General features: G+C 71.5%; 21 protein-coding genes and 1 riboswitch. Of the genes, 13 read left to right on the top strand and 8 right to left on the bottom strand.

The window, feature by feature from the left end; all coding sequences use genetic code 11:
• Positions 1–69 precede the first annotated feature (69 nt).
• On the bottom strand, positions 70–1,680 hold the full coding sequence (locus B5D60_RS09305) for a GDSL-type esterase/lipase family protein (RefSeq protein WP_172806313.1): 1,611 nt from the start codon (positions 1,678–1,680) through the stop codon (positions 70–72).
• A gap of 78 nt (positions 1,681–1,758) precedes the next feature.
• Here B5D60_RS09305 and B5D60_RS09310 point away from each other — a divergent pair, with 78 nt between their 5' ends.
• The 7 genes from B5D60_RS09310 (at position 1,759) to B5D60_RS09340 (ending at position 10,119) form a co-directional block, all read left to right on the top strand.
• Complete coding sequence (locus B5D60_RS09310; RefSeq protein ID WP_231948692.1) at positions 1,759–2,388, top strand: class I SAM-dependent methyltransferase; 630 nt, start codon at positions 1,759–1,761, stop codon at positions 2,386–2,388.
• Positions 2,389–2,506: 118 nt separating this feature from the next.
• Positions 2,507–2,977, top strand: coding sequence for a PTS sugar transporter subunit IIA (locus tag B5D60_RS09315; protein ID WP_197684290.1), 471 nt, complete (start codon positions 2,507–2,509; stop codon positions 2,975–2,977).
• On the top strand, positions 2,974–3,246 hold the full coding sequence (locus tag B5D60_RS09320) for a PTS sugar transporter subunit IIB (RefSeq protein WP_078699898.1): 273 nt from the start codon (positions 2,974–2,976) through the stop codon (positions 3,244–3,246). The genes B5D60_RS09315 and B5D60_RS09320 overlap by 4 nt, the downstream gene beginning before the upstream one ends.
• Positions 3,247–3,275: 29 nt before the next feature.
• The gene (locus B5D60_RS09325; RefSeq protein WP_078699899.1) at positions 3,276–4,766 is read left to right on the top strand and encodes a PTS ascorbate transporter subunit IIC; all 1,491 of its coding nucleotides are present in this window, start codon (positions 3,276–3,278) and stop codon (positions 4,764–4,766) included.
• Positions 4,767–4,897: 131 nt separating this feature from the next.
• A complete protein-coding gene (gene clpB / locus B5D60_RS09330; RefSeq protein WP_078699900.1) occupies positions 4,898–7,486 on the top strand; it encodes an ATP-dependent chaperone ClpB in 2,589 nt (862 codons plus the stop codon).
• A 123-nt stretch (positions 7,487–7,609) separates the two neighbouring features.
• The gene (locus B5D60_RS09335; RefSeq protein WP_078699901.1) at positions 7,610–8,635 is read left to right on the top strand and encodes a hypothetical protein; all 1,026 of its coding nucleotides are present in this window, start codon (positions 7,610–7,612) and stop codon (positions 8,633–8,635) included.
• A gap of 62 nt (positions 8,636–8,697) precedes the next feature.
• Entirely contained in the window at positions 8,698–10,119 is a 1,422-nt protein-coding gene (locus B5D60_RS09340; RefSeq protein WP_078699902.1) for an NAD(P)/FAD-dependent oxidoreductase, read from the top strand.
• On the opposite strand, the gene B5D60_RS09345 is transcribed toward B5D60_RS09340, so the two are convergent.
• On the bottom strand, positions 10,120–10,869 hold the full coding sequence (locus B5D60_RS09345; RefSeq protein WP_078699903.1) for a helical backbone metal receptor: 750 nt from the start codon (positions 10,867–10,869) through the stop codon (positions 10,120–10,122).
• A gap of 25 nt (positions 10,870–10,894) precedes the next feature.
• Between B5D60_RS09345 and menB the strand changes: the two genes are divergently transcribed.
• Both menB and B5D60_RS09355 read left to right on the top strand, forming a co-directional pair.
• A complete protein-coding gene (gene menB / locus B5D60_RS09350) occupies positions 10,895–11,716 on the top strand; it encodes a 1,4-dihydroxy-2-naphthoyl-CoA synthase (RefSeq protein WP_078699904.1) in 822 nt (273 codons plus the stop codon).
• Positions 11,717–11,894: 178 nt separating this feature from the next.
• The gene (locus tag B5D60_RS09355) at positions 11,895–15,128 is read left to right on the top strand and encodes a M14 family metallopeptidase (protein WP_078699905.1); all 3,234 of its coding nucleotides are present in this window, start codon (positions 11,895–11,897) and stop codon (positions 15,126–15,128) included.
• 57 nt (positions 15,129–15,185) lie between these two features.
• Here B5D60_RS09355 and B5D60_RS09360 read toward each other — a convergent pair whose 3' ends face one another.
• The 4 genes from B5D60_RS09360 to B5D60_RS09375 are packed head-to-tail and all read right to left on the bottom strand — an operon-like array spanning position 15,186 to position 19,058.
• Complete coding sequence (locus B5D60_RS09360; protein WP_078699906.1) at positions 15,186–15,983, bottom strand: ABC transporter ATP-binding protein; 798 nt, start codon at positions 15,981–15,983, stop codon at positions 15,186–15,188.
• Positions 15,980–17,017, bottom strand: a complete 1,038-nt coding sequence (locus B5D60_RS09365) for a FecCD family ABC transporter permease (protein ID WP_078699907.1) — start codon at positions 17,015–17,017, stop codon at positions 15,980–15,982. The genes B5D60_RS09360 and B5D60_RS09365 overlap by 4 nt, the downstream gene beginning before the upstream one ends.
• Entirely contained in the window at positions 17,014–18,045 is a 1,032-nt protein-coding gene (locus B5D60_RS09370) for a FecCD family ABC transporter permease (protein WP_078699908.1), read from the bottom strand. The genes B5D60_RS09365 and B5D60_RS09370 overlap by 4 nt, the downstream gene beginning before the upstream one ends.
• A complete protein-coding gene (locus tag B5D60_RS09375) occupies positions 18,042–19,058 on the bottom strand; it encodes an iron-siderophore ABC transporter substrate-binding protein (RefSeq protein ID WP_197684291.1) in 1,017 nt (338 codons plus the stop codon). The genes B5D60_RS09370 and B5D60_RS09375 overlap by 4 nt, the downstream gene beginning before the upstream one ends.
• A 114-nt stretch (positions 19,059–19,172) precedes the next feature.
• Here B5D60_RS09375 and B5D60_RS09380 point away from each other — a divergent pair, with 114 nt between their 5' ends.
• Positions 19,173–19,661 carry a MarR family winged helix-turn-helix transcriptional regulator gene (locus B5D60_RS09380; protein WP_078701370.1) on the top strand — a complete coding sequence of 163 codons (489 nt, stop codon included), beginning with the start codon at positions 19,173–19,175 and terminating at the stop codon, positions 19,659–19,661.
• Positions 19,662–19,785: 124 nt separating this feature from the next.
• On the opposite strand, the gene B5D60_RS09385 is transcribed toward B5D60_RS09380, so the two are convergent.
• Positions 19,786–20,535 (bottom strand): hypothetical protein, encoded by a 750-nt coding sequence (locus B5D60_RS09385; protein ID WP_078699910.1) that lies wholly within the window; start codon positions 20,533–20,535, stop codon positions 19,786–19,788.
• 122 nt (positions 20,536–20,657) lie between these two features.
• The gene (locus B5D60_RS09390; RefSeq protein ID WP_078699911.1) at positions 20,658–22,550 is read right to left on the bottom strand and encodes an acyl-CoA dehydrogenase family protein; all 1,893 of its coding nucleotides are present in this window, start codon (positions 22,548–22,550) and stop codon (positions 20,658–20,660) included.
• A gap of 59 nt (positions 22,551–22,609) precedes the next feature.
• Between B5D60_RS09390 and B5D60_RS09395 the strand changes: the two genes are divergently transcribed.
• The 3 genes from B5D60_RS09395 to B5D60_RS09405 all read left to right on the top strand — a co-directional run bounded on the left by B5D60_RS09395 (position 22,610) and on the right by B5D60_RS09405 (position 26,015).
• Positions 22,610–23,383 carry an endo alpha-1,4 polygalactosaminidase gene (locus B5D60_RS09395; protein ID WP_078699912.1) on the top strand — a complete coding sequence of 258 codons (774 nt, stop codon included), beginning with the start codon at positions 22,610–22,612 and terminating at the stop codon, positions 23,381–23,383.
• 19 nt (positions 23,384–23,402) lie between these two features.
• A riboswitch (cobalamin riboswitch) is annotated at positions 23,403–23,555 on the top strand.
• A 76-nt stretch (positions 23,556–23,631) separates the two neighbouring features.
• On the top strand, positions 23,632–25,164 hold the full coding sequence (locus B5D60_RS09400) for a prenyltransferase/squalene oxidase repeat-containing protein (RefSeq protein WP_153302960.1): 1,533 nt from the start codon (positions 23,632–23,634) through the stop codon (positions 25,162–25,164).
• Complete coding sequence (locus tag B5D60_RS09405) at positions 25,161–26,015, top strand: hypothetical protein (RefSeq protein WP_078699914.1); 855 nt, start codon at positions 25,161–25,163, stop codon at positions 26,013–26,015. Before B5D60_RS09400 ends, B5D60_RS09405 begins: the two co-directional genes overlap by 4 nt.
• Positions 26,016–26,018 lie beyond the last annotated feature (3 nt).

Genomic DNA, 26,018 nt, shown 5'->3' on the forward strand with positions numbered 1-26,018 from the left:
GTGGCGTGCGTCACGTGATTGTGACAGCACTGGTGGCAGGTTCGACGCCGCGCGCCGCTCGGCTCGGGCTCAGCGCACGGTGAGGCGGGCGGTCCGCAGGGTGCGGGTGGTGCCGCGCGTGCCCGGCGCGTCGAGCGCCGTGACCTTGACGACCGCGGCACCCTTGCGCAGTCCCGGCACCGAGAAGCGGTGGAAGAACCCGAGCTTCGTGCGGCTGCCCGTGCGGGTCCAGGTGCGCCGGCCCTGCGTGACCTTGATCCGGATCTGCACGCCCTTGGCCTCGGCGTCGGTGTCCACGGCGCGCCCACGAACGGCCACGGAGCCACGCTTGGCGCTCAGTCCGGTCACGAGGCCGCGCGGGCTGCCGTCGGTGCCGGCGAAGCGCAGGAAGGCCCGCGGGTACGACGTGCCGGCGTACCGGACCGAGCGGAAGGTGCCCCGGCTCGTGAGCTCGGTGACGACGACGTAGGAGTTGTTCCGCGCGACGCTCTCGACGACGGCCAGGTGGCCCCGCGACGGCGAGCCGACCCCGGCCGGAGCGGTGAGCCACCACGCGATGTCGCCGGGCCTGGCCTCCGCCACCTGCGTGGCGGCCTTCTCCGTGAGGGCCGCCGTGCGCCACGATCGCGGCGTGCTGGTGGTCAGCACCGGCGCGGACCGGCGGCCACCGGTGCTCAGCCGGTGGGCGACGTAGTGGGTGGAGGTGCCCCGCGCCGCGCCCCAGATCCGGCGCGTGACGGTGTCATGGCCCCGCGTCGAGACACCGGCCCGACGGCAGGCGCTCACGCCGGTGCACTGGACCAGCGCGTGGCTCGGGACCGTGGCGTGCCGGGTGGCGCGCGAGCGGATCGCGGTGGTGAGGTCGGAGCCGCGCATCGCCCAGGAGGCCAGCGTGCTGGCGCCCGTGGCGGTGGGGTGGATCGCGTCGATCGTCTGGCTGCGGACGAGCGACGGCAGGGCGATCCAGGTGAAGCCGCGCGCCTTTGCGAGCGCCTCGTACTGCGTCGAGGTGGCGATCTTGTGCGCGCCGCCCGAGGAGCCCCACGGCGTCATGACGTAGACGAACGAGCGAGGGATGCCCTGCCGGTCGGCCAGGCGGGCGAGGGTCGCGAAGTACGCCGCGGCGGCGTCGCGGCGCTCGGCGGCCGTGGCCATCACGCGCACCCCGGCGCGGCACCGGTGCGTGTCGTTGCGCCCGACCTCGACGATCACCACGTCGGGGTCCGTCGTGGCCAGGTCGGTGAGGCGCTCGCCGAACGTGCTGCCGGTGCACGCCTGCGGCTTCTCGCCGTGGCCGCGCGCCAGGAGACCGCTGCCGCCCTCGGCGCTCACCATGACCTCCGACGCCGGGAGGCCCGCCGCCGCGGCCACGTGCGCCCACCAGGCCTTGGGGCGTCGGGCGGTGCCGGCGGCGCTGTAGCGCCGGGTGGCGGAGAACGAGTCGCCGAAGACGAGGACGCGCGCGTTGCGGCTCGAGGGAGCGGCGGGGTTGGGGATGGTGACCTCGCCACCCTCCTGGATGGCGCCGCTGTCCGCGGGGACGGGAGTCGTGGCGGGAGCGGTCGGCTCGGTGGTGGGGGCTGGGGTGGGCACGGACTCGTCGGCCGTGGCGGGAGGCGCTGCGAGCAACGACACCGCGACGGCGACGGCGGCCGTCAGGATCCACGGGAGTCGAGTCACCGGACGATGGTACGTGAGGAAACGAGTCCCTCTTGCCACTTCCTTCACATGCCTGCGCGGGGTCGTAGAGTGCGGCGGGTGAACGCGCTCCCCGAGGACCTGTCCCGCATCGCCGACGAGGTCCGTGGCTTCCTTCCCGAGGTCGAGGCGGCGGCCCTGCGCGCCGCGGCGGTGCAGTACGCCACCCGCGGGGGAGTCATCGTCGAGATCGGCACGTACTGCGGCAAGTCCACGGTGCACCTGGGCCACGTCGCCCGCGAGTCCGGCGCCACGCTCGTGACGATCGACCACCACCGCGGCTCCGAGGAGCACCAGGCCGGCTGGGAGTACCACGACGCCTCGCTCGTCGACGCCGAGACGGGCGCGTTCGACACCCTCCCGGTCCTGCGCAGGACCCTGTGGGCCGCGAAGCTCGAGGACGTCGTCGTGCCGATGGTCGGCCGCTCCTCCACGATCTCGTCGTGGTGGCGCACGCCCGCCGACCTGGTGTTCATCGACGGCGGCCACACCGAGGAGGCCGCCCAGGCCGACTACGCGGGCTGGTCCCCCTGGGTGCGTTCGGGCGGCGCCCTGGCGATCCACGACGTGTTCCCCGACCCGGACGACGGCGGACAGGCGCCCTTCCACATCTACGAGCGCGCGCTGGCCGACGGCTTCGTCGAGGTCGGTCACACCGACAGCCTGCGCGTCCTGCAGCGACCGGCCTGACCCGTCACCGGGGTCGCGGGCGGCGACGCGCCCACATATGCCTAGGGTTAGGCAAAAGACACCCGGGGCGGGTTACGCTCCATGCAGCCGTCCCCACCGGGGACGAAAGGGGGCGTTCGTGGCACTCAACGACGAACTCACCAAGGACGCGATCGCGGTCCGTGCCCACGCGTCGGACTGGCGCGACGCCGTCCGGCAGGCCGGTGCCCTGCTCACTGCCGTGGGCGTCGCGACCGACGAGTACACCGACGAGATGATCCAGACGGTCGAGAAGCTCGGCCCCTACATCGTGCTGGCCCCCGGCATCGCCCTGGCGCACTCGCGTCCGTCGCCCGCCGTGCAGCGCGCCGGACTGGGCTGGCTGCAGCTGGCCGAGCCCGTCGAGTTCGGCCACGCGAAGAACGACCCGGTGTGGCTCGTCGTCGCCCTGGCCGCGCTGGACCACGACGGACATCTCGGCCTGATGTCCGCCCTCGCCGCCGTGCTCGGCGACACCGACCTGCTGGACCGGCTGCGCGAGGCGGACTCCGCCGAGCGCGTCCTCGAACTCCTGACCCCCACCACTGCCAACGAAGGACCCACCTCATGAAGATCGTCGCCGTGTGCGGAATGGGCATCGGAACCTCGGTGCTGCTGAAGATGAACGCCGAGAAGGCCCTCCGTGCACTCGGCAAGGACGCCGACGTCGAGGCCGCCGACATCGGCACCGCCAAGGGTGCCGCGCGCACCGCCCAGATCGTCCTGACCTCGGCCGAGCTCGCGCCGGAGCTCGGCGACGTCCCGGCGGAGGTCGTGGTCATCGACAACTTCATGGACGTCGCCGAGATCACGGCGAAGCTGACCCCCCTCGTCTCCTGACGGACGACGGAACCTAGAAAGAGAACGACATGGACTGGTTGGTCGACGTACTCGAATTCATCGGACTGCAGATCCTCAATGTGCCGGCCTACTTGATCGGCATCATCACGGCGATCGGCCTCATCGCGCTCAAGCGCCCGAGCGGACAGGTCATCGGCGGCGGCCTCAAGGCGGCGCTCGGCTTCCTGATCCTCGGCGCCGGCGCCGGCGTCGTGGTCGCGTCGCTGGACCCGTTGGGCGCGATCATCCTCGACGTCACCGGCGCCCAGGGCGTCATCCCGACGAACGAGGTCATCACCGCGCTGGCGGCCGAGGAGTACGGCGCACGCAGTGCCTACGTCCTCGTGCTCGGCTTCGTCGTGATGCTGGCGCTCGCCCGGTTCACGCCGTTGCGCTACATCTTCCTCACCGGCCACCACATGGTCTTCATGGCGCTCATGCTGACGGTCGTGCTGTCGGTCGGCCTCGACGGCGACAACAGCTGGCTGGTCGTGATCGCCGGTGCGTTCCTGCTCGGCGTGGTCATGGTCGTGATGCCCGCGCTCGTCCACCCGTGGACGCGCAAGATCACCGGTGACGACACGCTCGCCATCGGTCACTTCGGCACCCTGGGCTACATCGCCGCCGGCGCTTCGGGCCAGGCCGTGGGCCAGCGCAGCCGCTCCACCGAGGAGATCAACTTCCCGCAGGGCCTGAAGTTCCTGCGCGACTCGATGGTCGCCACCGCCCTGTCGATGGTCCTCATCTACGAGGTGTTCGTGATCTGGGGCCTGATCGCCAGCCCCGAGGCCACGAAGGAGACCCTCGGATCTCCCGACGCCGGTGCGGCCGTCATGGCCGGCTTCGCGCAGGCGCTGCAGTTCGGCGTGGGCGTCGCGATCATCCTCTACGGTGTCCGCACCGTGCTGGGTGAGCTCGTCCCGGCCTTCCAGGGCATCGCCGAGAAGGTCGTCCCCGGCGCCAAGCCGGCACTCGACATCCCGATCGTCTTCCCGTTCGCCGCCAACGCCGTGCTGATCGGCTTCCTGGCCTCGTTCGCCGGTGGCCTCGCGTCGCTCGCGCTGCTGGCCGTGTGGCTCGGCCCGGCCTTCGGCCTGGCGCTGATCCTGCCGGGCATGGTGCCGCACTTCTTCACCGGTGGTGGTGCCGGCGTGTACGGCAACGCCACGGGTGGCCGCAGGGGTGCTGTGTTGGGCGGCTTCGTCAACGGCGTGCTCATCACGATCCTGCCGGCGCTGCTGCTCGAGGTCTTCGGCGAGCTCGGCTTCGCGAACTCGACCTTCGGCGATGCCGACTTCGGCTGGTTCGGCACGCTGCTCGGTGTGAGCCTGCTCGCCGGGCCGGGCATCGGGATCGCGCTGTGCCTGCTGATCGGCGGCGTTCTGGTCGTGGGCGCCTCGATCTATCAGGTCAAGGTCGTCGACGCGGGCTGGACGCCGGGCGCGAAGCGCGACCGGATCCTCGCGGAGGAGGACGCTGCGGCCGCCGCCGCCGACAAGGAGACTCCCGCGAAGGAATAGCTCCCCGTCCCATCTCGCAGGCCCGTCCCGGAAGGGGCGGGCCTGCGTGCGTCCGGGACTTTGGCCCAGATCACAGCGCGAATCACAGAGTTGAGTGGAATGGACTCAACTTTGGGTATGTTGAAACTGACATGGACCTGAACAACCTCACCACGCGAAGCCAGCAGGCCCTCGCTGCCGCGATGCAGCAGGCCGCTGCCGCCGGCCACCCCACCGTGGAGCCGGCGCACCTGCTCCGAGCCCTGCTCACCCAGCAGGGCGGTACCGCCGCGCCGCTGCTCACCGCGGCCGGCGCTGATCCCCAGACCGTGCTGACCGAGCTCGAGGCCGTCATCGGCCGGCTCCCCAGTGCCAGCGGCTCCACCGTCGGCAACCCGCAGCTGGCGCGCGCCACCCACGAGGTGCTGCAGCGCGCCATCGACCTCGCGGGTGAGCTGGGCGACGAGTTCGTCTCCAGCGAGCACCTCGCCGTGGGCATCGCCACCGTGGCGGGCCCCGCCCAGCAGGTGCTGGCCGCCGCGGGCGCCACGCCCGAGACACTGACCGCGGCCTTCGAGGCCGTGCGCGGCGGCGCGCGCGTCACCAGCCAGGACGCCGAGGACCAGTACCAGTCGCTGGAGAAGTACGGCATCGACCTCACCGCGCTCGCCCGCGAGGGCAAGCTCGACCCGGTGATCGGCCGCGACGCCGAGATCCGCCGGGTCATCCAGGTGCTCAGTCGCCGCACGAAGAACAACCCCGTGCTGATCGGCGAGCCCGGCGTCGGCAAGACCGCCGTCGTCGAGGGCCTCGCCCAGCGCATCATCGATGGGGACGTCCCCGAGTCGCTGCGCGGCCGCCGCCTCGTCAGCCTCGACCTCGGGGCGATGGTCGCCGGCGCGAAGTACCGCGGCGAGTTCGAGGAGCGGCTCAAGGCCGTCCTCGCTGAGATCAAGGAGAGCAACGGCCAGGTCGTCACGTTCATCGACGAGCTGCACACCGTCGTCGGCGCCGGTGCCACCGGCGACTCGGCGATGGACGCGGGCAACATGCTCAAGCCGATGCTGGCCCGCGGCGAGCTGCGGATGATCGGCGCCACCACGCTCGACGAGTTCCGCGAGTCGATCGAGAAGGACCCCGCGCTGGAGCGTCGCTTCCAGCAGGTCTACGTCGGCGAGCCGAGCGTTGAGGACACGATCGCGATCCTGCGCGGCCTCAAGGAGAAGTACGAGGCCCACCACAAGGTCGAGATCGCCGACGCCGCACTCGTGGCCGCCGCCACTCTCTCGCACCGCTACATCCCGGGCCGCCAGCTGCCCGACAAGGCGATCGACCTCATCGACGAGGCGTCCAGCCGGCTGCGGATGGAGATCGACTCCAGCCCCGTCGAGATCGACGAGCTCCGTCGCGGCGTGGACCGCCTCAAGATGGAGGAGCTGCACCTGGAGAACGAGAAGGACGAGGCCAGCCAGGAGCGCCTGGCCAAGCTGCGCCAGGAGCTCGCCGACAAGCAGGAGTCCCTGCGCTCGCTCGAGCAGCGGTGGGAGGCCGAGAAGCAGGGCCTGAACGCCGTGGGCGAGATCAAGGAGCGCATCGACGAGGCCCGCATCGCCGCCGAGCGCGCCCAGCGCGAGGGCGACATGGCCACGGCCAGCCGCCTGCTCTACGGCGAGATCCCGCAGATGGAGCAACAGCTCGCCGACGCCCAGGCCGCCGAGGCCTCGGTGGCCGACGACCGCATGGTGCACGAGGAGGTCGGCTCCGAGGACATCGCCGAGGTGGTGGCGTCGTGGACCGGCATCCCCACCGGGCGACTCCTCGAGGGCGAGACCGCGAAGCTCCTGCACATGGAGGACGAGCTCGGCAAGCGGCTCATCGGGCAGCGTGACGCCGTGCGCGCCGTGTCCGACGCGGTGCGCCGGGCACGGGCGGGCGTCTCCGACCCCGACCGTCCCACCGGCTCGTTCCTGTTCCTCGGCCCGACCGGCGTCGGCAAGACCGAGCTGGCCAAGTCGCTCGCGGACTTCCTCTTCGACGACGAGCGCGCGATCGTGCGCATCGACATGAGCGAGTACGGCGAGAAGCACTCCGTCGCACGGCTCGTCGGTGCCCCTCCGGGCTACGTCGGCTATGACGAGGGCGGCCAGCTCACCGAGGCGGTGCGGCGCCGGCCCTACTCGGTGGTGCTGCTCGACGAGGTCGAGAAGGCCCATCCCGAGGTCTTCGACATCCTGCTGCAGGTGCTCGACGACGGTCGGCTCACCGACGGCCAGGGCCGAACGGTGGACTTCCGCAACGTCATCTTGATCCTCACGTCGAACCTGGGCTCGTCCTTCCTGGTCGACCCCGCGCTCGACGACGAGGTCAAGCGCGACAAGGTCATGGACGTCGTGCGGATGTCCTTCAAGCCCGAGTTCCTCAACCGTCTCGACGAGGTGGTCATGTTCGACGCCCTCGGGGTCGAGGACCTGACGCACATCGTCGACCTCCAGCTGGCCTCCCTGGGCCAGCGGCTGGCGCCCCGGCGGATCACGCTCGACGTGACCTCGGCGGCGAAGGAGTGGCTCGCGCTCACCGGCTGGGACCCGGCCTACGGCGCCCGCCCGCTGCGCCGGCTCGTGCAGCAGGCGATCGGCGACCGACTCGCCCGCGAGCTGCTCGCCGGTGAGGTCCGCGACGGCGACACGGTCCTGGTCGACCGCGTGCCGGACGCCGATGAGCTGGTGGTGCGCCGCGCCTGACGGCTGGTCTCGTGGTGCCCTGCGCCTCCCCGGGATTTCCCCGGGGAGGCGCAGTGACATCCGGGCGGGAAGGGCGCGATGCGGGGGTGGGGGCGTCAGGCGGGATCTGGAAGGATCGTTGGCATGTCGACCCCCAGGCCCCGCTCGGTGACGCTCGCCTGCGTTTACGGCGGGCTCGGTGGCGTCCTGGCGACCGTCGCGCTCTACGAGGCGCTCGCGGGCTGGGGTTCGATCGAGGTCCAGGAGGCGCTCCGCCAGGGGCTGGAGCCGCTCGGCGCCGATCCCGACGCCGTCCTGCCCACCCTGCGCTGGGTGGTCATGGCGCTGCTCGTCGGCTCGATCGCCGCGACCGTCTTCTCGTTCTTCACCGCGCGCGGCCACCAGTCCTCCCGCATCGGGCTCAGTGTGCTCGCGGGCCTCGGCGCGGCCGGCTTCCTGGCCACCGGCGTGGCCGGCCTGCTGCCCGCGATCCTCGGCCTGCTGATCGTGTACCTGCTGTGGACCGCCCCGGCGCGTGAGTGGTTCGCGGTGATGAACGGCCGCACCCCCCTGTCGCTCGGAACGGCTCCGTCGGTGCCGTCCGCGCCGACGCCGTTCACCCCCGCCGGTCAGCCCGGCGCGCCCGGTCAGCCGGCTCAGCCCGGTCAGCCGGTCCAACCGCCTCCGTACGACCCCGCCCAGCACGCCACCGTGCCCCAGCCGGGCGCCCTGCCTCCCGGCGGCCGGCCGCGGCCCGTCGGCCTCGCGCTGCTGATCTCGGGCATCGCCTACCTGGTCGGCGCGCTGGGCTCGGGCGTCGTCCTGCTGGCCCTGGTCGCCCTGCGCGACGAGGTCACGAAGCAGTACGAGCAGAACGACCTCCTGCAGCGCCAGCTCGACAGCGCCGGCATCACGGCCGGCGAGATGGTCACCCTCGGCACCTGGCTGTTCGGCGGGTGGCTCGTCATCTCGCTGCTCGGCCTCGGCGCCACCGCGTGGGCCGCTTCCGGCGCGCCGACGGGGTGGTGGGCGCTCGTCGTCGTGAGCGTCGTCACGGCCGGATTCGCGGCCCTCGGGCTGCCCGTCGGGCTGGTGTGGATCCTCGGAGCGATCGTCGTGATCGTCCAGCTGTCGCGTCCTGAGGCGAAAGCCTGGTTCCGCCGGGCATGATCGTCCTCACACGGCCACTCCCGGGCGTGAACCGTTGAAAAAGGCTCGTTAGGCTGGACCTCATGTCCATGGTCCGAGCGTCCTATCGTCCACACGTCGTCGTCGTGGGAGGCGGGTTCGGCGGTCTGGCCCTGGTGCGCAAGCTCGCGCGAGCCGACGTCGACATCACCCTGATCGACCGGCACACCTACAACACGTTCCAGCCGCTGCTCTACCAGGTGGCCACGGCCAGCCTGAACCCCGGCGACATCACGTGGTTCCTGCGCGCCGTGCGCGCCAAGCAGGACAACATCCGCTTCCTCAAGGGCACCGTCGTCTCGATGGACCACGAGGCCAAGTCGGTGCTGCTCGACGGCAACATCACGGTCACGTACGACTACCTCGTGCTCGCGAACGGCGTCACCGCGAACTACTTCGGCATCCCCGGTGCCGAGGAGTTCGCGATGCCGCTCTACCGCCGCTCGCAGGCGCTCGCGCTGCGCGACCTGATCTTCGCCAACCTCGAGAATGCCGCGGTCAACGGCCAGGACCAGGACCTGCGCGTCGTCGTGGTCGGCGGTGGCGCCACGGGCGTGGAGACCGCGGGTGCGCTGGCGGAGATGCGCAACCTCGACATGCCGACCACGTACCCCGAGCTGGACTCCAAGCGCATCCACATCACGCTGGTGGAGATGGGCGAGCACGTGCTCGCGCCCTTCCATCCGAAGCTGCGGGACTACGCCAAGAAGGAGCTCATCAAGCGCGGCATCGACCTGCGCCTGAAGACCGCCGTGAAGGAGGTCCGCCGCGACGGCGTGCTCATCGAGAACGACGGCCACCAGGAGTTCCTCAGCGCCGGCATCGTCGTGTGGGCCTCCGGCGTCGCCGCCCACGGCGTGGTCAAGGACTGGGGCCTGCCGCAGGGCCGTGGTGGCCGCATCGAGGTCGACGAGCACCAGCAGGTCCGCGGGATGCCGGGCGTCTTCGCGATCGGCGACATCTCGGTCAACCCCGACTCGCCGCTGCCCCAGCTGGGCCAGCCCGCGATCCAGGGCGGCAAGCACGTCGCGAAGGTGATCAAGGCGCGTGTCTCGGGCAAGAGCCTGCCCAAGCCGTTCAAGTACTTCGACAAGGGCACGATGGCCACGATCGGTCGCGCCGCCGCGATCGCCGAGGTGCGTGGCCTGCCCCGGCTGAAGGGCTTCCCGGCCTGGTTCATCTGGGTCACCGTCCACGTCGCGCTGCTGCTGGGCAACCGCAACCGCTTCGCCACCATGACGAACCTGACGCTGAAGTACCTGCTGTGGCGCAGCCACAACGCGATCGTCGGCGAGACGCCCTACGTGATCGCCCACGAGCCGAAGATCGTCTCCGGCAGCGACATCGAGACGGTGACGCCGAAGAAGTCGGCGCGGTCGGCCCGCAAGTCGATCTCGAAGAAGGCCCAGGTGCGCAAGGCCGTCGCGCAGCAGACGATCGACGAGATCGACGAGCCGCGCGACTGATCAGGCCAGCGCGGCGGCCAGCTCGTCGCGCGCGGTCAGCAGCGACGGCCCGTACCAGGTGAGCGCCCGGCCGCTGCACAGCGCGGTGGGCGCCGCCCGGAACGCCTCGGGCCCGTCGGTGCTCGAGAACACGTAGGGCTCGTCCGGCAGCAGGACGAGGTCCAGGTCGGCGGAGTCCAGGTCGCCCACCTCCACGTGGGGATACCGGTCGGCGGCGTCGGCGAAGGCGTGCACCAGCCCGAGCCGCCGCAGCAGGTCGCCGGTGAACGTGTCGCGGCCGACGACCATCCACGGATCGCGCCAGATCGCCACGGCGACGCGGCGCCCGTCCGGTGCCGCCGGCTCGCTCCAGACCCGCTCGGCCTCGTCCAGCCATGCGGGGGCGCCCCAGCCGAGCGCCGTGTCGAACAGGCGGCGCAGGCTCGCGAACGCCTCGTCGAGCGTGGTGATGTCGGTGACCCAGACCCGCACGCCCGCCGCGCGCAGGCGGGCCACGTCGAGCTCGCGGTTCTCCTCCTTGTTCGCGATGACGAGGTCGGGGGAGAGGGCCTCGATCGCCGCGCGGTCCGGGTTCTTCGTGCCGCGCACGCGCGCGACCTCGAGTCCGGCCGGGTGGGTGCACCAGTCGGTGGCGCCGACGAGCGCGTCGGGGCGCGTGGCGGCGATCGCCTCGGTGAGGGAGGGAACGAGGCTGACCACGCGCCGGGCAGGCCCGAGCGGCGGGAGGTCGAAGCCGAGGTCATCGTGCATCGCGGCCCACCCTAGGGTGGAAACCATGACTGAGTGGAACGCCGCGGGCGAGTGGACGGACATCCGGTACGAGACGACGGCCGACGGGATCGCCAAGATCACGATCTGCCGCCCCGAGGTCCACAACGCGTTCCGCCCGCAGACGATTCGCGAGATCTCACGCGCCCTCACGATCGCCCGTGACGACGAGTCGGTCGGCGTCATCGTGCTGACCGGCGAGGGCGAGAAGGCCTTCTGCTCCGGTGGCGACCAGCGGGTGCGCGGCGACTCGGGCTACAAGTCCGACGAGGGCGCCACCGGGCGCTTCGACGTCACCGACCTGCACGTCCAGATGCGCCGCACCCCCAAGCCGATCGTCGCGATGGTGGCCGGCTGGGCCATCGGCGGCGGCCACGTGCTGCACCTCGTCTGCGACCTGACGATCGCGGCCGACAACGCCCGCTTCGGGCAGGTCGGACCGAAGGTCGGCTCGTTCGACGGTGGCTACGGCGCGAGCATCCTGTCCGATCTCGTGGGGCCGAAGAAGGCCAAGGAGATCTGGTTCCTGTGCCGCCAGTACGATGCGAACGAGGCCATGAGCATGGGCCTGGTCAACACCGTCGTGCCGCTGGCCGACCTCGAGGCCGAGACGCTGAAGTGGTGCCGCGAGATGCTGCAGCTGTCGCCGTGGGCACTGCGCCTTTCGAAGCTGAGCTTCCACGCGCACGAGGACGGCTACGCGGGGATCCAGCAGCTCGCCCACGACGCCAACCTGCTGTTCTACGGACAGGCCGAGGCGCAGGAGGGACGCGACGCCTACAAGGAGAAGCGCACCCCGGACTTCAGCCGTTTTCCGCGCCGTTCCTGACGGTTCCGAAATCGCGGGTGATGCCGGCACTCGCGCAGTGAATCGGCCTAACGCCTGACCCCAAGCGCAACTTACCCTTCCCCGATCGGGTGCGCAGCAAGCAAGATGGCGGGCAATCCCCATGCCGGTGGTGCCCCACCAGACGCTCTGCCGGACCCGTCCGAAGGGAAGTCCGTCCGTGCGCACCACCCGTCTGCTGGCCTCTGCCGCGAGCCTCGCGCTCCTGGCATCCGTGCTGGGCTCGAGCCCGGCCACCGCCGCGAATCCCACTGCTCCACCGTCCGCCACCGTCCGCTCGGCCCCCGAGCCCACGACCCCCGGGTCCCTCACCGCGAAGGCCGCGCGTGCGGCCGCCGCCGAGGACGAGCCGGAGGGCGCCCTGGCGATGCCGGACTCCTACCCGGTCCAGCCGAAGCTCAAGGTCTACCCGGACGCCAATCCCGACGCGGCCGACACGGGCAACCTGATCGGCTACGACGACATCGCCCCGCGGCTGCAGTCGTTGATGCGCGCGTCCGACCGGGTCTCGACGCAGATCGTCGGGGAGTCCACGCAGGGCCGCCAGCTCTACCTGGTCACGGTCACCGCGCCGGAGGACGAGGAGCAGACCGCCCAGCAGACCGCATGGCGCAAGAAGATCCGCACGAACCCCGGCGACGCGGCGACCGACACCGCGCTGAAGTCGGGCTACAAGACGCCCATCTGGATCAGCTCGAACATCCACGGCAACGAGTGGGAGGGCACCGACGCGTCGCTGGACTACATCGAGGAGCTGGCGACCGCCCCGTGGAACGACGTCAAGTCGCTGCTGCGCGGCCACCGCCTGTACTTCAGCGTGGTGCTGAACCCCGACGGCCGCACGATCGGCCAGCGGCCCACGGCGCTCAACCTCGACGCCAACCGCGACATGATCACGAACACGACGCCCGAGTCGACCTCCTTCGTCCGCACGGCGCACGCCGTGCAGGCGCTCTACGCGGCCGACTTCCACGGCTACACGGGCGTCCTGCAGATCGAGCCCTGCGGCCCGCCGCACGGTGACGACTACGAGTACGACCTGTTCATCCCGCACGCCTACGCCGCGTCGCTGAAGGTCGAGCGCGACGTCGTCGACGCCGAGATCCCCGGCAACACGTACTACAACGTGACGACCGGCCAGGTCGTGCCCGAGAACACCAGCGCCGACACCGACCACATCAGGATCCCCTACCGCGACACCCCGACCGGCTGGGACGACTTCCCGCCGATCTTCACGGCGCAGTACGCGGCCTTCACGGGTGCGGTGAGCAACACGGTCGAGCTGCCGAAGGGTCGCCCGAACAACGGCTCCCAGACGCCCGCGAGCGCCACCATCAACGTGGCCGTCGCGAAGCAGACGATGAAGAGCCTGGTCGACTACGTCTCCGACAACGACGACGCGATGCTCGCCGACCAGGTCGAGTTCTTCCGCCGCGCGAACATCGGGGCCGAGCGGGTCGCGCTCACGCAGGCCAACATCGACGCGGTCCCCGGACCCGCCGAGTGGAAGCCGCTGTGGAACGACTCCGACGACCAGACGGCCGTGCAGTACCCGCGCGCGTTCGTCATCCCGGTCGGCGAGGGCCAGCGCTCGGTCTCCGACGCGCGCTTCCTGGTGTCGCGCCTGCTGATGCACAACATCGCGGTCCGGCGTCTCGACGCCGCGACCACGCTGGACGGCACGTCGTATCCCGCGGGGTCGTATCTCGTCGACATGTCACAGCCGAACCGCAACCTGGCCCACGCCCTGCTGGCGCCCGGGTCGGACATCTCGAACAAGCCCGGCATCCTGAGCATGTACGACGTGTCGGCCTGGAGCTGGGGCCACCTCTGGGGCGTCGACGTCGCCGACTTCGGCACCACGGGCGTCGGCTCGCTGCCCGCGAGCACGAGGATCGTCACGGGCAACGCCGACGGCAAGGTCGCCTCGGGCGGCTCCTACCTCACGTTCGAGCTGGCCGGCGTCAACGACTTCCGCACGCTGAACGCGCTGCTGGAGGACGAGATCGCGGTGTCGGTGCTCGCCGACGGCTCGGCGATCGTGGAGTCCGATGAGGCCCGCGACGCGCTCGAGGACGCCGCCGAGGAGTTCGACGTCGACGTCGACAAGGCGACGGCGGCCGAGATCGCGCAGCTGTCCGACGAGTCCACGCGAGGGCTGCAGGACCTGAAGGTCGGCTACAGCGGCAACCACGAGGACCTGCTCTCGCTGACGCAGCTGGGCTTCGACGACCTCCAGGCCGTCACGGCCGCCACGATCACCGCCAATCCGGCGATCCTGGACGACGTCGACGTGCTGTGGCTCGGCTCGGCGCTGACCTTCAACGACGCCCAGGCCGCGGGTCGCGCCGCGGTGCAGGCGTTCGTCGACGCGGGCGGCAGCATGGTCGGCCGCGCGGCGGGTGCCTTCAACACGGCGAGGACGTTCGGCCTCATCGGCGGCGGCACCGCCGTGGTCGGCAACGGCTCCGGCAACGGCATCGTCAGGACCGACACCGCGGAGGGGGGCGTGCTGAAGCCGTACGAGCAGCAGTTCGCCTTCGTCTACCCGGCCACGTGGTTCACGGGGCTGCCGGAGTCGGTCGCGGTCGAGCAGCGGTACGCCACGGGCAACCCGCTGGTGTCGGGTCACTGGCGTGACACGAACGGCGCGAACGGTCCGCTGAACGCCGCGGGTCAGCCGGCCGCCGTCTCGGCGTCGCAGCCGTCCGGCGCCAAGGCGTTCGTGTTCGGCACGTCGCCCGTCTACCGCACGCACACCAAGGGTGGTCAGAGCCAGGCGGCGCGTGCGCTGTTCTGGGCGGCGCCCGAGGGCGAGGGCGTCCCGGCCCCCGCTCCGGTGGTGGCCACGACGACGACGCTGAAGGTCCCGGCGACGGCGACCTACGGCCGCTCGATCACGGCCACGGTCAAGGTGACCGCGGCGGGTGCGCAGAAGCCGGCCGGCACGGTGCAGGTGCGTGAGGGCTCGAAGGTGCTCGCCTCGCGGGCGCTCCCCGCGAGCGGCACGGCGACCCTGAGCGTGTCGGGCCTCAAGCCCGGCTCGCGTCGCCTGACGGCGCACTTCGTCCCGTCGGGTGCGGGCTTCGCCCCCTCGGCCTCGGCTCCGGCCACGGTGAAGGTCGCCAAGGCGGCCTCGCGCACCGGGCTGAGGGCCAAGGCGCTCGGCAAGGGCCGCGTCCAGGTCACCGTCACGGTGAAGTCGTCGGCGGGCACGCCCTCCGGCTCCGTGCGGGTCAAGGTCGGCTCCTCGACCAAGGTGGTCAAGCTGAGGAACGGCAAGGCCACGGTCACGCTGAAGTCGGCCAAGGGCAAGCGCAGCGTCTGGGCCCGCTACGGCGGCTCGTCGCTGTTCTCGCCCAGCGCGAACGCGACCACGGTCCGCGTGCGCTGAGCTGCTGACGGATTCCCCGGTTACGTGGGCAGGACTTCCCACGTAACCGGGGAGTCGTCACGCCCGCACGTGGTGACGCCCCAGCGGCAGGATCATGGGGCGGCCGCTGGTGGGGTCCTCGACCACGCGGGCGTCGAGGCCGAAGACGATCTTGACCGTCTCCTGCGTGAGCACCTGCTCGGCCGAGCCCTGGGCGTGGATGAGCCCGCGGTCGACGGCGACGAGGTGGTCGGCGTAGCGCGCGGCGAGGTTCAGGTCGTGCAGCACCATCGCGATCGTCGTGCCGCGCGTGCGGTTGAGGTCGGTGAGCAGGTCCAGGACCTCCACCTGGTGGCACACGTCGAGGAAGGTGGTCGGCTCGTCGAGCAGGAGCACCTCGGTCTGCTGGGCGAGCGCCAGGGCGATCCAGACCCGCTGGCGCTGGCCGCCCGAGAGCTCGTCCACGACGCGGTCGGCGAGCTCGAGCACGCCGGTGTCCTCGAGTGCGGAGGCCACGATCGCGTCCTCGTCGGCGGTCCACCGCGCGAAGGAGCGGCGATGGGGGTGGCGGCCCTGCGCCACCAGCTCGGCCACCGTGATGCCCTCGGGCGCGATCGGCGACTGGGGCAGCAGGCCGAGGCGTCGTGCGACCTGCTTCGTGGGCATCGAGTGGATGTCGCTGCCGTCGAGCAGCACCCGGCCGGACTGCGCCGGCAGCAGGCGCGCGAGACCGCGCAGCAGGGTGGACTTGCCGCACGCGTTCGCGCCGACGATCGTCGTGATCTTCCCCGCCGGCAGCGACAGGGTGAGGTCCGTGACGATGGGCCGGTCGCCGTACGCCAAGGTCAGTGACTCGGTGGTCAGGGTGGTGGTCACAGGGAGCCTCCCGTGCGCTGGGTGCGGATGAGCAGGTAGATCAGGAACGGTGCGCCGAGCGCGCCGGTGATGACGCCGACGGGGTAGCGCGTGTCGAAGGCGTACTGGCCGATGAGGTCGGCCGCCAGCACGAGCGTGGAGCCGACGAGCGCCGAGGGCAGCATCAGCGAGCCGCGGTGGCCGACCAGCCGCGTGGCGATCGGTCCGGCCATGAACGCGACGAACAGGATGGGCCCGGTGGCAGCGGTGGCGAACGAGGCCAGCGCCACCGCGACGAGCACGAGCATCCGCCGGGTCGTCTCCACCGGGACGCCGAGCCCCGCGGCCAGGTCCTCGCCGAGCCGCAGGAGCGCCAGGCGAGGGCCGAGCAGCAGCAGGACCGGCGCGAGGAAGACGAAGGGGACCGCCACGATCGCCACGGTCTCCCACGTCGCGAGGTTGAGGCTGCCGTTCAGCCACCGCATCGCCCGCTGCAGGTCGAGCTCGTTGGCATAGACCAGCAGGTACGACGTGACGCTGTGCAGCATCGCGGCGATGCCGATGCCCACGAGGATGAGTCGCGTGCCGACGGCCTTGCCGGAGGCGGCGAGGCCGTAGATGAGCGCGGCGGTGGCGACACCGGCCACGACCGCGCCGAGCGAGACGGCCAGGCCGCTCGCGCCCAGGACCACGATCCCGAAGAGGGCGGCGGCGTTGGCGCCGTTGGTGATGCCGATGATGTCCGGGCTCGCCAGCGGGTTGCGCAGCATCGTCTGGAAGGTGATGCCCGCCAGGCCGAAGGCCGCGCCCGCGAGGACCGCGAGGACGGCGCGGGGCAGACGCAGCTCGCCGACGATGAACGAGGCGCCCGGCACCTGCTCGCCGAGGATGACGCGCCACACGTCGGGGAGGGAGTAGACGGGGTCGCCGGCGCTCAGGGACACCACGAACAGCACGACGAGGGTGATCGCCAGGCCGACGACGGTCCACGTGGCGCGGCGCGCGCCGCGGGTGCGGGCGGCGTGGACGATCTCGGGGCCGGTGAGAACGGTCATGTGGCGCCCCCCGTGCGACGCAGGACGACCCAGAGGAAGACGGGTCCGCCGATGAGGGCGGTGATCACGCCGACGTCGATCTCGCCGGGCCGGCCGAGCACGCGACCGACGACGTCGGCCAGGGTCAGCAGGGTGGCGCCGACGGTGGCGCACACCGGCAGCAGCCACCGGTGGTCGGACCCGACCACGAGCCGGCACAGGTGCGGCACGACGAGGCCCACGAACCCGATGGGTCCGGCCAGCGCGGTGGCGGCGCCGCACAGGATGATCGCCCCGGCGGCGGCCAGCAGGCGGGTGCGGACCACGGCGACGCCGAGACCGGCGGCCGCCTCGTCGCCCAGCGCGAGGATGTTCAGGGAGCGGGCGCTGGCGAAGCAGATCGCCGCGCCGACCACGAGGATCGGCAGCACCATCAGAGTGTCGGAGTTCTCGGCGCGCCCCACGCTGCCCACCTGCCAGAACCGGAACACCCGCATGACGTCGATCCGCGGCAGCAGGATCGCGCTCGACAGCGAGGTGAAGGCGGCGGTGGTGATCGCTCCGGCCAGCGCCAGCTTGAGTGGGGTGGGTCCACCGGCACCCAGGGAGCCCACGAGGTAGACGAAGACCGCGGCCAGCGCGGCGCCGGTGAGGGCGAAGAAGATGTACTCGGGCATCGAGGCGGCGGCGAAGAACGCGATGCCGATCACGACAAGCAGCGAGGCGCCCGAGTTGATGCCGAGGATGAACGGGTCGGCGAGTGGGTTGCGGGTGACGGCCTGCAGCACGGCACCGGCGATGCCGAGGGCCGCGCCCACCAGCACGGCCAGGATCGTGCGCGGCACGCGTGAGCGGATCGCCGCCGAGGTGACGTCGTCACCGCCGCCGGTGAGCGCCTGCACGACGTCGGACAGGCTCACCACGCGAGCGCCGAAGGCGACCGAGAGGAACACCGCGGCGACGAGCGCCACGATGCTGACGAGGAACCACCACGGGGGCTGCCGCGTCAGCGCGGCAGCCCCCACGGTCGGATCGGTCGTCGTGGTCACTTCACCTTCGCGGCTGCGTCCGCGAGCAGGGCGACGTAGTCGTCGATCATCCAGGGGATGGACAGCGCCGAGGGCGACACGGCCGCGGCCATCGGCGTGTTGTCCTCCAGCAGGGCGGCGGAGCCGTTCTTGAACGCGGTGACCTGGCCCAGCAGCGGGTCGGCCTGGACCTTCTTCAGGGCCGCCTCGTCGCCGTAGCCCACGAACACGTCGGCGCCGTTGAGCTCGTCGGCCTTCTCGGAGCTGATCTCCAGGAAGAACTGGTCGCTGCCCTCCGAGGCCTTCGTGACGAAGTCGGGCGTCTCGAAGCCGAGGTCGTTGAGGAACGTCGCACGGGTGTCGGACGCGGTGTAGTAGCCGACCTTGCTCAGGTCGCTCGGGTCGATCCAGCTCATCACGGCGGTCTTGCCCTTGATGTCCGGCTCCTTCTCGGTGGCGTCGGTGATCTGCTGCTCGAGGTCGGAGATCAGCTGGGTGGCCTCGTCGGACTTGCCGAGGGCCTGGCCGGTGAGCTTGATGGCGTCGCGCCACGAGGTGCCCCACGCCTGGCCGGGGTACGCGACGACCGGCGCGATCTTGCTGAGCGTCTCGTACTCCTCCTTCGTGAGGCCGGAGTTGGGCGCGAGGATCAGGTCGGGTGTCGTCTTGGCGACCGCGGTGGCGTCGATGCCGTCGGTCTCGTCGAACAGCACGGGGGCCTCGCCGCCGAGCTCGTCGAGCTTGTCCTTGACCCACGGGTGCAGGCCGTCGGTGTCGTCGTCGCCGTAGGTGACCTTGGGCATGCCGACGGGCACGACGCCCAGGGCGAGGGCGGTGTCCTGGTTCGACCACGCGACGGTGGCGACGCGCTTCGGCTCGCTCTTGATCTCGGTCGTGCCGAGCGCGTGCTCGATCGTGACCGGGAAGTTCTCGCCCGAGGCCCCCGAGGACTCGTTCGTGTCGTCGGAGGAAGAGCCGCAGGCGGCAAGGCTCAGCGCGAGGGTCGCGGCGGCCAGCAGGGGTGCGAGGCGCAAGGGAGTACCTTTCATCACGGGTAGGTAAGCCAAGCCTAAGCCTTGGTTCCATGACGACACCACCGGGATCGGTCCATGGACGTGCGCGGCGGTGCGGATGGCTACGGTGGAGCCATGCCAGGACTGGACTTCGACCCGCTCGAGCGCGCCGGCGAGCTCTGGGAGGAGCGCATCGGCGACGCCACCTCGATGCGGCTGGCGACCTCGATCATGCGGGTCCACCAGATCGTGCTCGCCCGCCTCGACGGCGCCCTGAAGCCGTTCGGGATCACCTTCGCGCGCTACGAGGTGCTGCGGCTGCTGTCGTTCAGCTCCTCTGGCTCGTTGCCGCTGTCGAAGATCGGGGAGCGGCTCATGGTGCACCCGACCTCGGTCACCAACGTCATCGACCGGCTCGTCGCCGACGGGCTCGTCGACCGCAACATCGACCCGCGCGACCGGCGCCGCGCGCTCGCGTCACTGACGCCGGCCGGCACCAAGGTGCTCGACGCCGCCACGGAGGCGCTGACGGCGCTCGACTTCGGCGTGGGCGGCGTGAGTGCCCAGGACCAGCGCACGATCCACGAGCTGCTCACCCCGCTGCGCCGCGACGACTGGAGCTGAGCGCTGCGGAGACGAACGATGATGCCTCTCGCCCCGCTGGGGTACCCCAATGCCTCATCGTTCGTCCCGCCAACGCGAAGCGCCGGCCCACCCGAAGGTGGACCGGCGCTCGGTGCGAATCAGATCAGATGCGGATCGCGCCCGTGGCGCCGCCCTGCACCGACGTGGTCGTCTTGATGTAGAGGCGGTACTTGCGCTTGCTCTTGTGCTTGATCTTGAACGTCCGGCTGCCGTACTTGTTCAGCTTGACGGTCTTGAGGGTCTTCCACTTCTTGCCCTTCTTGACCTGGACCGTGGCCTTGGGCAGCGCCGTGTAGCGCGCACCGTTGAAGGCGCGGATCTTCTGGACCTTGAAGGTCACCTTCGAGCCCTTGCGGACGATGCGGATGCCGCCCGAGGGGTTCAGGCCCTTGCGGACGCGGAACGTGAGCGAGTTCGGCGCGACGTGCGTGGCCGTGCCGTCGTAGCGACGGAAGGTGATGTTGTCGACGCGGTACACGCCGGCGCCCCACGCGCTGGGGATGCGGACCGAGGTGCCGTCGAACAGGTCGACGTTGGCGGTGCGGCCGCTCTTCGAGAGGCGCGCGGTCGGGATGCTGCTCCAGCCGTCGGGCACGTTGTAGTTGATCGCGGCCGGCACGTAGGTGTTGCCGGTGTAGTACAGCGTGCCCCGGCCCGCGGACAGGCGGGTCACGGACGGCGCGGCTGCCGGGTTGCGGGTGATGGCGCTGGGCGTCGCGACCGTCGGCGCGGTGGCGCTCTTCTGCAGCGTGGCGGAGCCGGACTCGGCAGCCTGGGCGGACACGGGCGTGGCCAGGGACAGCGCCATGGCGGCCGCGGCGGCGACCGCGACCTGGGTGATGCGTCGGTTCATTTTTCTCCCCGAGACGAAATGTGTGTGGATGAGCAGCGTCAGTCTGCCATGTCCCGGGCGAATGGTTCGGAAGAACCATCAAGTGGACGGCCTCCGTTCACCCGGCGACCCACCGTCCTCGGTCAGCCGAGCATCGCGGCGCCGAGGCTCTCCTCCGGCACGCCCAGGCCCTCGACGAGCGCGAGCGTGTGGGGTCGCAGCCTCTCCAGCAGGGCGTTGACCTCGGTGGTGACCGCCTTGGCGCGGGTGTCGCTGATCCGGTTGTGCTCCATGAACCAGGCCTTGTCGCGCTCGATCACGGTGAGGGCGTACAGCGAGCAGACGTCGCGCAGGACGTCGGCCGCGGCCTCGTCGTCGCACCGGGCGATGCCGGCGGTGAACGCCTCCAGCACGACGCGATCGATGTGCACCTGGCCGATCTTGACCACGTGGTCCTGGGCGGCGTTGAACGCGGCGAAGGCGGCGCCCTTGTCGTTCCCGGCGCGGCGCAGGCGGCGGGCGGCCGTCTCGATGACGTGCTGCTCGCGGTCCTCGAAGAGGTCCAGCTGCGTGCCGCGGTCGAGCAGGTTGTGGTCGTCGTCGCGCGAGCGGGCGTCGATGAGCCGCTGGATCAGCTGGGCGGCGGCGGTGCGCTCCTTGACGGTCTCGGCCACCGTGCTGGCGGCGAACTTCACCATGCCGACCGGGTCGAGGCCCGTGACCTCCTTGGCGTACGACGTCAGCAGCTCCTTGGCGACCAGCTGCAGCAGCACGACGTTGTCACCCTCGAACGTGGTGAACACGTCGCTGTCGGCCTTGAGCGTCGTGAGCCGGTTCTCGGCGAGATATCCGGCGCCGCCGCAGGCCTCGCGGCACTCCTGGATCGCGCGGGTCGCGAACGAGGTGAGTGCGGCCTTGAGTCCGGCGGCCCGGCCCTCGAGCTCGCGCTGCGCGTGGGCGTCGGGGTCGGCCTCGGTCTGCAGGCGGTGCATGCGCGCGACGAGCTGGTTGTGGGCGAAGCGGAACGCGTACGCCTCCGCCAGCAGGGGGAGCAGGCGACGCTGGTGCATCCGGTAGTCCATCAGCACGGTCTCCTCACCCGGCACGCCCTCGAACTGGCGACGCTGGAGCGCGTAGCGGCCGGCGATGCTGAGCGCCACCTCGGCGGCGGCGCGGGCCGATCCGCCCACGCTGACGCGGCCGCGGATGAGCGTGCCGATCATGGTGAAGAACCGGGCGTTGAGGCTGTCGATGGGGGACGAGTAGGTGCCGCCCTCGTCGACGTTGCCGTACCGGTTGAGCAGGTTCTCGCGGGGGATCCGCACCTGGTCGAACATGATGCGGCCGTTGTCGACACCGCCGAGCCCGCCCTTGAACCCGCAGTCGCTGGTGGTGACGCCGGGCAGGTCCTCGCCGGCCTCGTCGCGGATCGGCACCACGAAGCAGTGCACGCCGTGGTCCTCGCCGAGGGTGATGAGGCGGGCGAACACCGCGGCCACGCGCGCGTGCTTGGCGGCACCGCCGATGTAGTCCTTGCGCGCCGACGGGGTGGGGGAGTGGACCACGAACTCCTGCGTCGCGGGGTCGTACGTGGCCGTGGTCTCGAGGCTCTGCACGTCGCTGCCGTGACCCGTCTCGGTCATCGCGAAGCAGCCGAGCACGTCGAGGTCGATCAGCGCGGGGATGTACTTCTCGTGGTGGCGCTCCGTGCCGAGGTTCTCGATCGCGCCGCCGAACAGGCCCCACTGCACGCCGGCCTTCACCATGAGCGACAGGTCGAACTGGGCCAGCATCTCGATCCCCGTGACGGCCATCCCCGGGTCGCCGGTGCCGCCGTTCTCGGTGCGGAAGCCGGCCGCCGGGATGCCGGTGGGCACGAGCTGCTTCATCTGGTCGAGCACGCGCTCGCGGGCCTCGTCGAGGGTGAGCGAGTGGTCGTACGCCAGGTCCAGCTGGGCCAGCTCCACGCGGCTCTGCTCACGCACGTGGCGCCACTTGCCGTCGATGGACCGTCGAAGTTCCTCACCGAGACTCATGGGCACAGGCTAGTGGCGGCGGCCCACCACGACACGGCGAAGACTGGTACTCCTGAGGCATGGCCTTCCTGTCCTCGCTGCTGCTCGCGGTGCTCGCGGCGGTCACGCCCGTCACGCTCCCGCCGGCCGGTGGGGTGGCCGACTACCAGCTCGGCGGTGCGTACCCGCCCGCCGCGAAGGTGGACGTCGTCGTGCGTGATCGCACCGAGAAGCCGGCGCCCGGCGTGTACTCGATCTGCTACGTGAACGCGTTCCAGACCCAGCCGGGCAGCCTGCGCTGGTGGAAGAAGAAGCACCCCGGCCTGCTGCTGCGCGACGGCAGAGGGCGCGTCGTGCGCGACGCCGGCTGGCCCGACGAGGTGCTGCTCGACCTGCGCTCCTCGGGGAAGCGCGCGGCTGCGGCGCGCGTGATGCGCAGCTGGTTCGCCTCGTGCGCCGACCGGGGCTTCCGCGCGGTGGAGCCGGACAACCTCGACTCGTGGACCCGGTCGAAGAGGCTGCTGAAGCGGTCGGAGGCGCGGGCCTACGCCAAGCGGCTCGTCACCGCCGCGCACGCCGAGGGCCTCGCCATCGCCCAGAAGAACACCCCCGAGATCAACGGCCGGAGGCTCGGCTTCGACTTCGCGGTGGCCGAGGAGTGCGAGGTGTACCGCGAGTGCGGCCGGTACACGCGGATGTACGGCCGCCGGGTGATCGAGATCGAGTACACCGACAACGGCCGCCGCGCGTTCAAGCGCGCCTGCAAGGCGCGGGGCTCGAGGATCTCGGTCCTGCTCCGGGATCGCGACGTCGTCCCGCGCGGCGCGAAGGGCCACGTCTACCGCACCTGCTGATCTCGCCCTCGACGAGAGGGAAATGACGAGGCGCGCGGGTGTTAGAGTGCGCTTCAACAATCACCTTCCGCAGTGCCAGGGGAAGCCGGTGCGAATCCGGCGCTGACCCGCAACCGTGAGACCGCCCCTCGGGGCGACGAGCCGGAGCACCTGCCTGTCGGAACCGGCCACACGCTGTCGAGGAACGCAGCGGGCGGAGCTGATGACATCGGCCCCTTCCCGTCCTGTGCAGCGGGAAGGAAACCCCCATGTGTACCACCCTGCGTCGACGCGCCCTCGCGGTGCTCGCAGGCGGCGCGGTCGCGGTGTCCACCGCCGTCGCCGCCGCCCCCACCGCCTCGGCGGCCCCCACCCCGTCCACTGCCGCGGCCGGCCAGTGGCTCTCCGCGCAGCTGACGAATGGCGTCGTCCACAACGACCAGTGGGACTACGACGACTTCGGCCTCACGCTCGACGTCCTCGGTGCGCTCCGCGCGCTCGACGTCCAGCCGGCCGTCCAGCAGCAGATCCTCTCGACGGTCACGTCGCGCGTGGACGAGTACGTCGAGTCGACCTGGGAGGGCGTCACGACGTTCTACCCCGCGTCGGCCGGCAAGCTCGCGCTCGCGGTGGACGCCGCCGGCGGCGACGTGGCCTCGGTCGGCGGTCGTGACCTGGTCGCCCAGATCGAGGCGGCGACGAACGACGAGACCGGGGAGTCCAGCGACACCTACGGACTCTTCGGCCAGACGTTCGCCACGCGCGGCCTGATCGCGGGCGGGAGCGACGAGGCCGCCACCTCGGTCGGTTACGTCGCTGCGCAGCAGTGCGCGGACGGCACCTTCCGCCAGGTGCTCACGGCGCCCTGCCCCGAGGTCCCGGAGATCGACACCACCGCAGCCGCCCTCCACACCCTCGTCGACGCGCGTGAGGCCGGCCTCACGGTCGACGCCGCGGTCGTCGACCGCGCCGTGGCCGCGATCGCCGCCGCCCAGGGCGCCGACGGCTCGTTCGTCGGCAACGGCGTGCCCAACACGAACTCCACCGGCCTGGCCGCGGCGGCGCTGAGCCGTGCGGGCCGTGCCACGGAGGCGACGAAGGCCGCCACGTGGGTCGCACGCCACCAGGTCACCGAGGCCACTGGCGGGAAGCTGGCCGCGCAGGCCGGCGCGATCGCCTACGACCAGGCGGCCCTGACCGCCGGCGCCGAGGACGGCATCGACGAGTTCGCGATCGACCAGTGGGTCCGTGCCTCGGCGCAGGCTGCTCCGGCCCTGGCGGTGCTCTCGTCGCCGAAGGCGTCGGTCTCCGTGCCGAAGTTCGTCCGCTCGGGCAGCGCCCTCAAGGTGAGCGCCAGTGGCCTCGCCGCCGGCTGGAGCAGCACGGCGCGTGTCGCCGGCGGCTCCACGGCCCGGACGGTCGTGCCGGCCGCCGGCCGTGCCACGTTCACGGTGCGCGTCCCGAAGGGCACGGCCCGTCGGGCCGTCGTCGTCGGCGACTCCACCGGCCGCGCCGTCGCATCCACGTCGGTTCAGGTGCTCGCCGCGAAGAAGCTGCGGGTCTCCTCGAAGGCGAAGGTCCGCCGCGCGAAGGTGCAGAAGGTCGTCGTGCGGGGCCTCGTCGCCGGCGAGCCGGTGCGCGTCTACTACCGCGGGAAGCTCGTGAAGCGCGGCGTCGCGACGAAGACCGGGACGTACACGTACCGCCTGAAGGTGGGCAAGAGGATCGGCAAGGCCAAGGTGATCGTCCGCGGTGCGTACTCCGAGCGCAACGGCGTGAGGGTCTTCCGGGTCGTCAAGTGAGCCGACTGCTCCGGCGTGTCCTGGCGGCGGCCCTCCTCGGGGTCGCCGCCGGACCCGCGTCCCTCAGCGCACCGGCCCACGCCGCGGCGTGCGGCGGCGCGCAGGGTGTCACCGTCGTGGTCGGCTCCAGCGTCGGGTGCGACTCCGACGGTGGCGGGCGTGCCGCGAGCAACTTCACCGATGCCGGTCACCAGCTCAAGTTCGCGTCGCGCGCGCCCGGCTTCGTGTGCCGGGTCGACGGAGCGCCGGCCTCCGACCCCTGTGTCGAGGCATCGCCCGTCGACGCGTACTGGGGCCTGTTCTGGTCGGACGGGAAGTCCGGCGAGTGGACCTACTCGAGCCTAGGTGTCTCCGCGCTGAAGGTGCCGCAGGGCGGCTCCGTCGCGTTCGTGTTCCAGGGCTCGTCCTCGCGCACGTGGCCGTCGGTGAGGCCGCCGGTCGCGACCGCGCCCCAGCCCACCCGGGCCACGACGCGTCCCACCTCCGGCACGTCGAAGCCCGGCGCGAAGGACCAGCCGCGCGCCAAGGACTCGACCGCGCGCACCACCGCCACCGCCGCACCGAAGGGCGCCGTCCCCGGATCCTCCGTGACCCCCTCGGCGGGAACGTCGCCGACCACCTCGGTGCCGACCCCGTCCGCGACCCCGTCCACCGGTCCGACGCCGAGCGCCTCGGTTCCGACGACCTCGGGCGGGGACGAGACGGTAGCCGGTGCGCCGGCGGTCGAGCCCACGGCCGGTGAGGCCGGGTCCGACACGACGTCGCCCGCCGCCCTGGTCGCTGGGGTCGGTGTCGTGGTGCTGCTGGCCGCCGCCGGGGGCGTCACGTGGTACCGACGCCGGTCGGGCTGACGG

This window comes from Aeromicrobium choanae (assembly GCF_900167475.1).
GTDB classification, from domain to species: domain Bacteria; phylum Actinomycetota; class Actinomycetes; order Propionibacteriales; family Nocardioidaceae; genus Aeromicrobium; species Aeromicrobium choanae.

Excerpts from the sequence above, each read along its gene's own strand:
- B5D60_RS09320 (WP_078699898.1), top strand. The coding sequence starts at position 2,974 with ATGAAGATCGTCGCCGTGTGCGGAATGGGCATCGGAACCTCGGTGCTG.
- B5D60_RS09325 (WP_078699899.1), top strand. The coding sequence starts at position 3,276 with ATGGACTGGTTGGTCGACGTACTCGAATTCATCGGACTGCAGATCCTC.
- clpB (WP_078699900.1), top strand. The coding sequence starts at position 4,898 with ATGGACCTGAACAACCTCACCACGCGAAGCCAGCAGGCCCTCGCTGCC.
- B5D60_RS09335 (WP_078699901.1), top strand. The coding sequence starts at position 7,610 with ATGTCGACCCCCAGGCCCCGCTCGGTGACGCTCGCCTGCGTTTACGGC.
- B5D60_RS09340 (WP_078699902.1), top strand. The coding sequence starts at position 8,698 with ATGTCCATGGTCCGAGCGTCCTATCGTCCACACGTCGTCGTCGTGGGA.
- B5D60_RS09345 (WP_078699903.1), bottom strand. The coding sequence starts at position 10,869 with ATGCACGATGACCTCGGCTTCGACCTCCCGCCGCTCGGGCCTGCCCGG.
- menB (WP_078699904.1), top strand. The coding sequence starts at position 10,895 with ATGACTGAGTGGAACGCCGCGGGCGAGTGGACGGACATCCGGTACGAG.
- B5D60_RS09365 (WP_078699907.1), bottom strand. The coding sequence starts at position 17,017 with ATGACCGTTCTCACCGGCCCCGAGATCGTCCACGCCGCCCGCACCCGC.
- B5D60_RS09380 (WP_078701370.1), top strand. The coding sequence starts at position 19,173 with ATGCCAGGACTGGACTTCGACCCGCTCGAGCGCGCCGGCGAGCTCTGG.
- B5D60_RS09385 (WP_078699910.1), bottom strand. The coding sequence starts at position 20,535 with ATGAACCGACGCATCACCCAGGTCGCGGTCGCCGCCGCGGCCGCCATG.
- B5D60_RS09390 (WP_078699911.1), bottom strand. The coding sequence starts at position 22,550 with ATGAGTCTCGGTGAGGAACTTCGACGGTCCATCGACGGCAAGTGGCGC.
- B5D60_RS09395 (WP_078699912.1), top strand. The coding sequence starts at position 22,610 with ATGGCCTTCCTGTCCTCGCTGCTGCTCGCGGTGCTCGCGGCGGTCACG.
- B5D60_RS09400 (WP_153302960.1), top strand. The coding sequence starts at position 23,632 with ATGTGTACCACCCTGCGTCGACGCGCCCTCGCGGTGCTCGCAGGCGGC.